General features: G+C 42.9%; 5 protein-coding genes. 3 read left to right on the plus strand and 2 right to left on the minus strand.

From position 1 onward, the window contains the following. Positions 1 to 20: 20 nt before the first annotated feature. Positions 21 to 3,449, minus strand: a complete 3,429-nt coding sequence (locus ACVBIU_RS15810) for a hybrid sensor histidine kinase/response regulator (protein ID WP_447164209.1) — start codon at positions 3,447 to 3,449, stop codon at positions 21 to 23. Between the two features lie 174 nt (positions 3,450 to 3,623). Between ACVBIU_RS15810 and acs the strand changes: the two genes are divergently transcribed. The 3 genes from acs to ACVBIU_RS15825 all read left to right on the plus strand — a co-directional run bounded on the left by acs (position 3,624) and on the right by ACVBIU_RS15825 (position 7,887). Continuing rightward, a complete protein-coding gene (gene acs, locus ACVBIU_RS15815) occupies positions 3,624 to 5,576 on the plus strand; it encodes an acetate--CoA ligase (RefSeq protein WP_447160009.1) in 1,953 nt (650 codons plus the stop codon). A 205-nt stretch (positions 5,577 to 5,781) separates the two neighbouring features. Beyond that, positions 5,782 to 7,548, plus strand: coding sequence for a DEAD/DEAH box helicase (locus ACVBIU_RS15820; protein ID WP_447164208.1), 1,767 nt, complete (start codon positions 5,782 to 5,784; stop codon positions 7,546 to 7,548). A 72-nt stretch (positions 7,549 to 7,620) separates the two neighbouring features. Beyond that, entirely contained in the window at positions 7,621 to 7,887 is a 267-nt protein-coding gene (locus ACVBIU_RS15825; protein ID WP_442529464.1) for a GrxA family glutaredoxin, read from the plus strand. Positions 7,888 to 7,966: 79 nt separating this feature from the next. Here ACVBIU_RS15825 and ACVBIU_RS15830 read toward each other — a convergent pair whose 3' ends face one another. Further along, entirely contained in the window at positions 7,967 to 9,133 is a 1,167-nt protein-coding gene (locus ACVBIU_RS15830; protein WP_447160011.1) for a DcaP family trimeric outer membrane transporter, read from the minus strand. Positions 9,134 to 10,196 lie beyond the last annotated feature (1,063 nt).

Here is a 10,196-nt window from a genome sequence, read left to right on the forward strand (position 1 = left end):
TTATTTACAGCCAATCGTCACTAACTCTTTTTGACTAAGCTAGAAATAAGCGCTCTTAACGCAGCAGGTTTAACCATTTTCGCCATATAGTGATAACCCCGCCTATGCATATCATCAATCAGATCTTTACGAGTATTAGCAGTGATAAGTATGCCCGGCAGATGCTCGCCATATAAACTTCGAATTCCGTCCATTGCATCAACGCCATTTTGACCATCATCCAAATGATAATCGGCAAGTACAATGTCAGGAGCCACTCCTTTAAGGCCAAGTTTGATCCGAGCATCGGCTAAATCTTTGGCACATATCACTTCACATTGCCAACGACTTAATAAACTCTCCAGTCCCGCTAAAATGGCTTCTTCATTATCAATGCACAGCACTTTCACACCCGCGAGTGGTTGCAGTAGTGACGGTACTTTCTTTGGCTTAGGAGCTGTGTTCTTCTCACCTAGTGGCACTCGAATGGAGAACGCCGAGCCTTTTCCAAGTTCAGAACTCACATTAATATCATGGGAGAGTACTCGACTAATTCTATCTGCTATCGCCAATCCAAGACCTAAGCCACTGACACTTTTACTCTGTGGATTATCAAGACGTTTAAACTCTTTGAAGATCTCTGTCGTTTCGCTTGCGTCGATACCGCAACCAGTATCAATAACTTGGATCTCAAGCTCGGCACCTCGATGACGACAACCTAGTAGCACTCTATTCCCCTTGGCATATCGATAGGCGTTAGTCAGGAAATTCTGCAGCACACGGCGTAATAAGCTTTGATCTGAGTTTATCGTTACCGAGCTAGCGACAAAACTGAACTTAATCAAGCAATCCTTAGACATAGCATCAAACTCAACGGCTAAACCGTCCAGCAAATCTGCTATAGAAAAGTCACGTCTATTTACCTCCACCATTCCAGAATCAAGCTTAGAGATATCAAGCAGATCGGTGAGTAGCTCACCGGCAATTTTAAGCGAACTATTCACATGATTAAGAGTCGTTTTCCCCTCCAGGTCAAGATTCGGATATTGCGACAAAGAAGCGGTAAATAATCTTGCGGCATTTAATGGTTGCATCAAGTCATGGCCTACAGCGGCAAGGAATCGACTTTTAGATGCATTGGCCATCTCCTCTTGCGCCTTAGCCTCGAGTAACTTGCTATTAAGCAAGGCTAACTCATAAGTACGTTCTTTAACTCTAGCCTCTAATGTTTCATTGGCCTCTTGCAGTGCTTCAGCTTGCTGGCGATACTGAGTAATGTCGGTAAAGTTCATAACAAAACCGCCGCCAGGCATTGGATTCCCCTGGATCTTAATCACTTTACCGTCTTTGCGTTGCCGCTCTGACACATGGGGCGTGCCATTGCGCATATGTTGCACCCGTTTTTCTACATGTGCTGCTATATCCCCTTCACCGCAATATCCTCGCTCAGCATTGAAGCGTACGACATCACTAATCGGCATACCTGAGTGCAAAAAGTTATCTGGATAATCATATAGCTCAGCGTATTTGTAATTCCAGGCAACCAAATTTAGGTCTTTATCGACCACACTCATGCCTTCATAAGCGTGTTCAATCGCTCCACGCAGCATGTCTTGGCTTAAGATTATTTTAGATGACGCTTCATCAACTAAACTAAACACTTCATCTAATGCTAAATCGCGGCCTTGCAAAACCGAATCCAGTACCAGTGATGCACTTGAGGCCCCTAACACCCCTGCTAACATATGCTCTGTGTGAGCGATAAGCTCTGGTGGCGCCATTTTATGCCAGCTATCACTTTTTACCGCCTCTTCTGAAAATGCAGAAAAGCTCTCATAAGCACGGGTTGGACTGACAAAGCGGCTGGCAAGAATAAGTAAGTCTTGCTGTGAAACCGCGACACTCTTACGATTATTGTCTTTTTTAAGCTGACCAGGTGTCACAAAAGCACTTGCTTGCATTCGCTCGGCAACACCCGCTCTAAACCAGACTGAACCCAGCATATAACAGGCACAGTTTGCCAATAAGGCAATCAGAATATCGCGCACATTGGGCGTGATAGATTCGAGCAGCGCAAAATCAGTCGTCATAATAGCCGGAGAATTCACCGCACCTTGCAGCAATATGTAACACCAACAACTAAAGCCAACCGCAAGCCCTAAGAACACACCACTACGGTTACCATGCTTCCAGTACATCCCCCCTATCAGTGCCGGAGCTAGTTGCGCAAAAGCACCAAATGACAGCATACCTAACGATGATAGCGAGTCATTGTCCATGAACGACAAGTAACTAAAATAACCTAGTCCTAAAATCAGAATGATTGCTAAGCGCCGTGCATTTAATAATAGCTGTGAAAACTGACTGAAATTTCGTGCTTTAATCTGGCCAGTGCGGAGCATTAATGGCACTAACCACTCATTACTCACCATGACACTAATGGTCACTACAGCAACAATCACCATGCCTGTAGCAGCAGAAAGTGTACCTAATAGGGCAACAACCGCTAGCCAAGGCTGATTCAACGCCAATGGAAGATTAATCACATAGGTGTCAGCTGCAACCGCATCACCCAGTAATAACTTACCCGCAAGTGCAAGAGGGGCAACAAACAGCCCAAATAGCAATAAGTAGAGAGGGAATAACCAACGCGCTTTTAAGATGGTGCGCTCATTTTCACACTCCACCATCATCACATGGAATTGCCGTGGCATACATAAAAACGCGGCCATACCAACTAGCAGCTCCGGCATTAAAGACTCAAGGCGGAGATTAGGCTTGTTAATTAAGTCACGCTCGCTAGCTTGTTGCCAGATATCACCAAAGCCATCAAAGACACCGAAGCTAATAACAATACCTACCAGTAAAAAAGCCCCTAATTTAACTAACGATTCGAAAGCGATGGCTAACATCATTCCCGGATTATGTTCAGTTGCATCGAGTTTTCGTGTTCCAAATAAAATGGCAAAAATCGCCAAAATTGCAGTGATAATCAATGAGACTTTACTGCCATTAAACAATGAACCATCGGGCTGAAAAAGGTTGAGGCTGAACACCATCGCTTTTAGCTGTAGTGCAATATAGGGCATGATCCCAAAGAGGGCGATGAGGGTAACAATGGCGGCAAGTAACTGAGATTTGCCATATCGCGCGGCAATAAAGTCAGCAACAGAGGTAATATTTTGCGCTTTAGAGACAATGACCATTTTGCGCAGTAAGCTGAAACCAAAAACAAAAATAAGAATAGGGCCGATAAAAATGGGCAAGAAAGACCACAGATCTTGAGCTGATTGACCAACGGTACCGAGAAAACTCCACGAGGAGCAATACACCGCCAGGCTTAAACCGTAAATCCAAGTCTGGATCCGTTTAGTGATCCCACTGAACCAACGCTCCGCGCCCCAAGCAAGCAGAAACAGTAGCAACACATAAATGAGGGCAATGCTGCCAACCAAAACAGTCAAATTCATAGGATTCTCTTTTTTTAAACTATTTTGCGGTAAAAAACGAATGAAATCCAGCCGAAATAAAATTACAAGCAACTAAAAAATAAGGAAAATATTTTACTAGACCAAGGTCTAATAGAGAAATCCCTCTCTCTCAATCCATACTCAGCTTACGCATTATTAGATAAGGGAAGCCCAATGAGCACGCAGTCTCTCTATAAAGTACCAAGTGAAATCGCTGCAAACGCACTTGTAAACGATGAACAATATAAAAAAATGTATCAAGAGTCGATTGTAAATCCTGAAGGTTTCTGGAGAGAACACGGCAACCGTATCGACTGGATCAAACCTTTTACTAAGGTAAAGAAAACCTCTTTCGATGACCACAACTTGTTTATTAAGTGGTTCTATGACGGCACGCTCAACGCATCCGCAAACTGTTTAGACAGACACTTAGAACACGATGCCGATAAGCTGGCGATTATTTGGGAAGGCGATGACGCAAAAGATCAGCGCACCCTTACCTACGGCGAGCTACATGCGCAAGTGTGTAAATTCGCTAATGCACTTCGAAGCCAGGGCGTACGCCGTGGCGATGTAGTCACTATTTACATGCCTATGGTGCCTGAAGCGGCTATTGCTATGCTTGCATGTGCCAGAATAGGTGCCATTCACTCTGTTGTCTTTGGTGGGTTCTCACCAGACTCGATTGCCTCACGTGTCATTGACGGTAATTCAAAAGTAATAATTACCGCCGATGAAGGCATTCGTGCAGGCCGGATCATTCCACTGAAAGCCAATATCGATGATGCACTTGCTCACCCTGATGTGGATTGCATCGAAAAAGTCATCGTGATGAAGCGTACTGGCGGCGACATCAACTGGGTTGAGGGTCGTGACATCTGGTGGGAGTCTTTAATGGAGACGGCATCAGAGCATTGTATTGCAGAAGAAATGGGCGCAGAGGATCCACTGTTCCTACTATATACATCAGGTTCAACCGGTAACCCTAAAGGTGTGCTACACACTACGGGTGGTTATATGGTTTACGCAGCCATGACCCACGAATATGTCTTCGACTATAAAGACGGTGAAGTCTATTGGTGTACTGCTGATGTAGGCTGGATCACCGGCCATTCTTATATGGTTTACGGCCCGCTAGCCAATGGCGCAACAGTGCTTATTCATGAGGGCGTACCAAACTACCCAAGTCCTGCACGTCTAGGTGAAATGATTGACCGCCACAAGGTAAATATTCTTTATACGGCACCAACCCTTATCCGCGCGCTGATGGCGGAAGGTAAAGAGCAGTTTGCAGGGTTTGATGGTAGCTCTTTGCGTATAATGGGCTCGGTAGGTGAACCGATTAACCCTGAAGCTTGGCGCTGGTACAACGATGTGATTGGCCATGAAAAGTGCCCAATTGTAGATACTTGGTGGCAAACGGAAACTGGCGGTATTTTGATTAGCCCGCTCCCTGGTGCAACAGATACTAAACCGGGCTCTGCAACCCGTCCATTCTTTGGTGTGCAGCCTGCACTTGTCGATAATATGGGTAATATTGTTGATGGTGCCAACGAAGGTAACTTAGTTATCTTAGATTCTTGGCCTGGGCAGATGCGAACAGTATTTGGTGACCATGACAGGTTTGTACTGACATACTTCAAAACCTTTAGAGGCATGTACTTTACTGGTGATGGTGCTAAGCGCGATGAAGACGGCTATTACTGGATCACAGGCCGTGTTGATGATGTGATTAATGTGTCAGGTCACCGCTTAGGTACTGCTGAGGTTGAAAGTGCGCTAGTCGCTCATGAGCTAGTCGCTGAGGCCGCTGTTGTCGGTTATCCACATGACATCAAAGGACAAGGGATTTACGCCTATGTCACTTTGACCAAGGGCTCTGTAGAGACAGAAGAGCTACGTCAGGAACTTCGCCAATGGGTAAGAAAAGAGATTGGCGCCCTTGCCACACCCGATCTGATTCAATGGGCAGGCGGTTTACCTAAGACGCGTTCAGGTAAAATCATGCGTCGCTTCTTACGTAAGATTGCTGCAAATGAAGTTACTAACTTAGGTGACTCGTCTACACTCGCCGACCCTGCGGTAATAGATACATTGATTGAAAGCCGACTTAATCGCAGCGAGTAAGCCTTAGCGAATATATCTTAGCAATAAAGCCAAGATAAACAATTCTATTGTTTGACCTCCCTAGCCCCTCTCAGAGGGGCTTTTTTTTATGCCTCATCTTGCGCTGGAAAGTCGTCATAAAACAATCCTCAAAATTTTGCTTATCGCATTGAGCCAAATGTGGGATCATTTCCTTTATAAAGTCGTATTTAATTAGGTTCTTTTCGTGCAACTGAGAGATTATCAGCAGCAATCTGTTGACGCAGCGATTCAACATTTCAAATCAAGTTATGACTCCGCAGTTTTGGTTTTACCGACTGGCGCAGGTAAAAGTATCGTCATCGCTGAACTCGCCAGAATAGCTAAAGGCCGAGTGTTAATCCTTACGCACGTTAAGGAATTAGTTGCTCAAAATGCAGAAAAAGTGGGGCTATTAACCACCGAAGCTAAAATCTACTCGGCGGGACTCAACCAAAAGTCCACCGACGGTAAAACCGTTGTTGCCAGTATTCAATCAGCGGTAAAGCAACCCGCTCAATTTGATGAGCCATACAGCTTAGTGATTATTGATGAATGTCATCGAGTTAGCCCTGATAAAGATAGTCAATATCAGCAGCTACTCACTCACTTAAAGTCTAAAAATAGTCATATTAGATTACTGGGGCTAACCGCAACGCCCTACCGACTCGATTTAGGCTGGATATATCGCCATCATTACCACGACAAGGTTGGCAACACCGAAAAGCCTGTATTTGAAAAGTGTATATTTGAACTCCCAATGCGCCCACTGATTAAACAGGGATTTTTAAGCCAACCTAAGATGTTTGATGGACTCAGTGCTCAATATGACTTTAGTGAGCTAACGGCCTCGCCAACGGGTGAATACAATGAAAAAGAAGTTAACTCCATCCTTAACCATTGCGGCCGTGCAACCACCGCCATCGTTAAGCAATTAATCGCATTTGGACAACATCGGCAAGGGATCATTATTTTTGCCGCCACGGTTAAGCATGCTGAAGAGGTTGTCAGCAAGCTCCAAGGTGAACAAGTGGCACTGATCACAGCTAAAACCTCTCGTGATGATCGAGATACCTTAATTCAAGCGTTTAAAGCAAAACAAATTAAGTATCTCGTCAATGTTGCAGTGTTAACTACAGGCTTTGACGCTCCTCATGTCGATCTTATTGCAATACTGCGCCCTACCGCTTCTGTAAGCCTTTTTCAACAAATGGTTGGCCGCGGTTTAAGAGTTGATAAAAATAAGACTGAGTGCCTTGTTATTGATTATGCAGCCAACGGCTATGACCTATTCTACCCAGAAGTGGGTCAACCCAAGCCCAACAGTAAGTGTAAGCCAGTGCAGGTACACTGCCCAGTGTGCGACTTTGCTAATATATTTTGGGGCTTAACCGATAATGATGGTGACATTATCGAGCACTTTGGCCGCCGCTGTCAGGCTCTACTAGAGAGGGATGGACGTAAAGAGCAATGCGATTTTCGATTTCGCTCTAAAGCTTGCCCTAATTGTGGTGAAGAAAACGATATTGCTGCAAAAGTGTGTCAGCACTGTCAGGCCATTTTAGTCGACCCTGATAAACGATTAAAAGAAGTCCTACAGCAGAAGCATCACCACCTTTTTAAATGTCAAAGTATGCTTCTCGAACCACAAGCTGAACGTTTGGTTGTTCGATATATTGATCTTGATGGCAATGACTTTTGCCGCTACTTCAAGATGCAAACTCCTGCACAAATTCGTGCTATGTTTGCCCTATTTATCTTCCCTCATAGTCGAACACCAGGCATCAAGCATAAGAAGTACAAATCAGCACAAGAAGTCAGTGATGATTCAAACCTGTTCAGAAAACCAGACCTGTTATTACTGAAAAAAGGTAAAAAAGGCTGGGAACTGATGGAGACTATTTTTGATTACAAAGGTCGTTATCAAACTGATAAGTCACAATTTGAAGAAAAATCAGCAATACGATTAACATGACCTCTAATATCGATTAGAACAATTGCAATAGCTATGATATAAAGTGCTCAAGCTATTTTTGAGGAAGCTATTATGTTCGTTGTTATTTTTGGTCGTCCAGGTTGCCCATATTGTGTTCGTGCAGTCCAAGTTGCTGAGCAACTTACAGAAAAACGTGAAGATTTTAAATTCAAGTATGTTGATATCCACGCTGAAGGGATCAGCAAAGCGGACTTAGAAAAGACAGTTGGTAAGCCGGTCGAAACCGTCCCACAGATCTTTGTTGACCAAGTTCATGTTGGTGGCTGTACTGAGTTCGAACAATATGTAAGAGATAACAACTTAATGCCAGCTGCATAAAGTTAAGTACAATAAAAAAGGAGGCTATCGCCTCCTTTTTTATTGTACTCAGTCACACTTAATAAGTCTTTCTGCTCAACTAGAGTACATATTTCATCGAGAAAATGACGCGATTCAGTTCACCGTCTACACCATTTTCTTTGGTGTTTTTCGCATACATATACTCAACACCCACAGTTAATGGTTTAACTGGCGAATAAAGTAAGTTGATATAGCCTGAATAAGAGTCCTTATTTACAGTCCCCCCCGTAAGAGCAACCTTATTATCCGCTTTAAAACCCGAACCTGTGATACTGGTTCTCCATTTATCATTCCACCAGTGACGATAAGAAATAAAACCACCATATGACTCAATGGTCTGAATATTACCTTTAGCATCAAGTACGCCAGCGTTGGCATAGTTTAGCGCCATATAACGCCCTAATCCTTCACCATAGGTAGCAGACATCTTGATATCATCTTGACCTACAGGGATAACACCAGTGAAACTCAAACCATAACCGAATTCTGACGAATCTATAGGATTAGCTGTATTTTTATCCATTTCGACATTTAACTGACGAGCAAGGCCTGCAAAAGTAAATGCCATACCACTTTCAGTTTTCATGTTATAGCGAGCGACAAAATCAGGAACCATCCCACTACCACTGGTTATTCGACTGCTACCACCTGTTGCATTGCGGTAACTATTAACCGTTGTCTCAGGGTTTTCTGCCGAGAACTGAAAACCACCATTAGTGTATCTAACCTGACTTTGACGAACAAAGGGCGTACCATCTGCCGCGCCAATAAAATCGAGATTTTCAGGTAGTGCTCCCGGATTTTGGAAAGTGGTCCACATCTGTCCAGCGGCCCAATTATCAAAACTCACAAATGCTTGGCGAATACGTGGCGAATAGCTATTGGACACGCGCTCATTACCATTATCCGTGGTCATAAAGTCGAGTTCAATAAAGCCTGATAACTTATGGCCATCAAGATCTGTAGATGTTTTAAAATTAAACCGTGATTCTCGTGCTTGGAAATCGACGACTTGCTTACCATTACTTGGATCGCCATAAATAGTACCTGGCACATAAAATTGACGAGATAAACTACCTGAACCTGGCGCACCATTGCTGTAATCACTAAACATTACATCTGCTTTGACATAACCACCAAATTTAAACTCAGTATCAGCTTGGACACCGAAGCTCATTGCTGCAATAGTTGCCGCACCAATAAGCGTTAATTTTGCTTGTTTCATTCCCTTTCTCCCTGATATTTTTATTATCCATACAAAATATGACCGAGTTAACAACTAGACAACATTAGCAATAGGTCTATCAGACCAAGGTAGAACACTCATTACTAATTAACCATATTCGCATTTAACGATTAAAATATTAGTAAAGAATTATACAAAGTGTTAATTCTAGATAAGAAATTGATCCACTATACTGCAGGTGACAATAAAGACATTACAGTTATCAGCTTGGAAGTAAAACTCCGAAGCTTATCAAACCCCACTTAATAACCTTCAAATTCAAACGCTTAGCGAGCAAATCGTGTTTCACATCTTCTTTTGACACAAATTTGAAATTTTAGTGTAACGCTTGAAAATATCTTTAAGACTATTATAAAAAAATAGCGGAGCTTAACAATACAGAGCTCTAGTAACCTTGCTTCTCTCAAACAAAACTATCTACTTTAATTCCATTCCAGCGTAATTAAAGCGACAGTTCCAAACTTTTATAAGTGCGCAAACACTCTCCAGAATTTATTTGGTTGCATGCTAGGCTGGTGTCTCCTCATTAATCTCGACAATAGTTAACTCAAACTAATCCTAAATTGTATGGGGTAATGAACATTGCAGCTTTTCAATTAGAAGCTTCGACCAATTCGGTCAATTCGGTAAAGGGTAAATCCAACCCCATGTTCAATAATAAACAGCAATGTGATAATGAAATATTAAAGGCTGACTGCGACTTTAAAATCATACAGAGAAGAGTATTGGAGATAAAACTAACAAGTCGTTAGTTGTGAAGGATTCGAACTTTCGAGCAATTGAACTAATTAAACAGAGAGTAAAGCTAACTGTATGATCAATAATTAGCAGGATCAATTATGCATTCGACTAAGCTATCAACGCATAATCTATAGGTACAGATATAGTTACATAAAACGAATAGACGGTGTACTTGCTAGTGATATTTCTGACTGAATAGGGAAAGTATATCGAGGATATTTGATAAGTGGTGGGCTGTGAAGGATTCGAACCTTCGACCAATTGGTTAAAAGCCAACTGCTCTACCGACTGAGCTAACAGC

The sequence above is a fragment of the Shewanella sp. 30m-14 genome (genome assembly GCF_052977125.1).

Bases quoted from the DNA above. Each gene is read 5' to 3' on its own strand.
- ACVBIU_RS15810 (WP_447164209.1), bottom strand. From the start codon at position 3,449: ATGAATTTGACTGTTTTGGTTGGCAGCATTGCCCTCATTTATGTGTTG.
- ACVBIU_RS15825 (WP_442529464.1), top strand. From the start codon at position 7,621: ATGTTCGTTGTTATTTTTGGTCGTCCAGGTTGCCCATATTGTGTTCGT.
- ACVBIU_RS15830 (WP_447160011.1), bottom strand. From the start codon at position 9,133: ATGAAACAAGCAAAATTAACGCTTATTGGTGCGGCAACTATTGCAGCA.
- acs (WP_447160009.1), top strand. From the start codon at position 3,624: ATGAGCACGCAGTCTCTCTATAAAGTACCAAGTGAAATCGCTGCAAAC.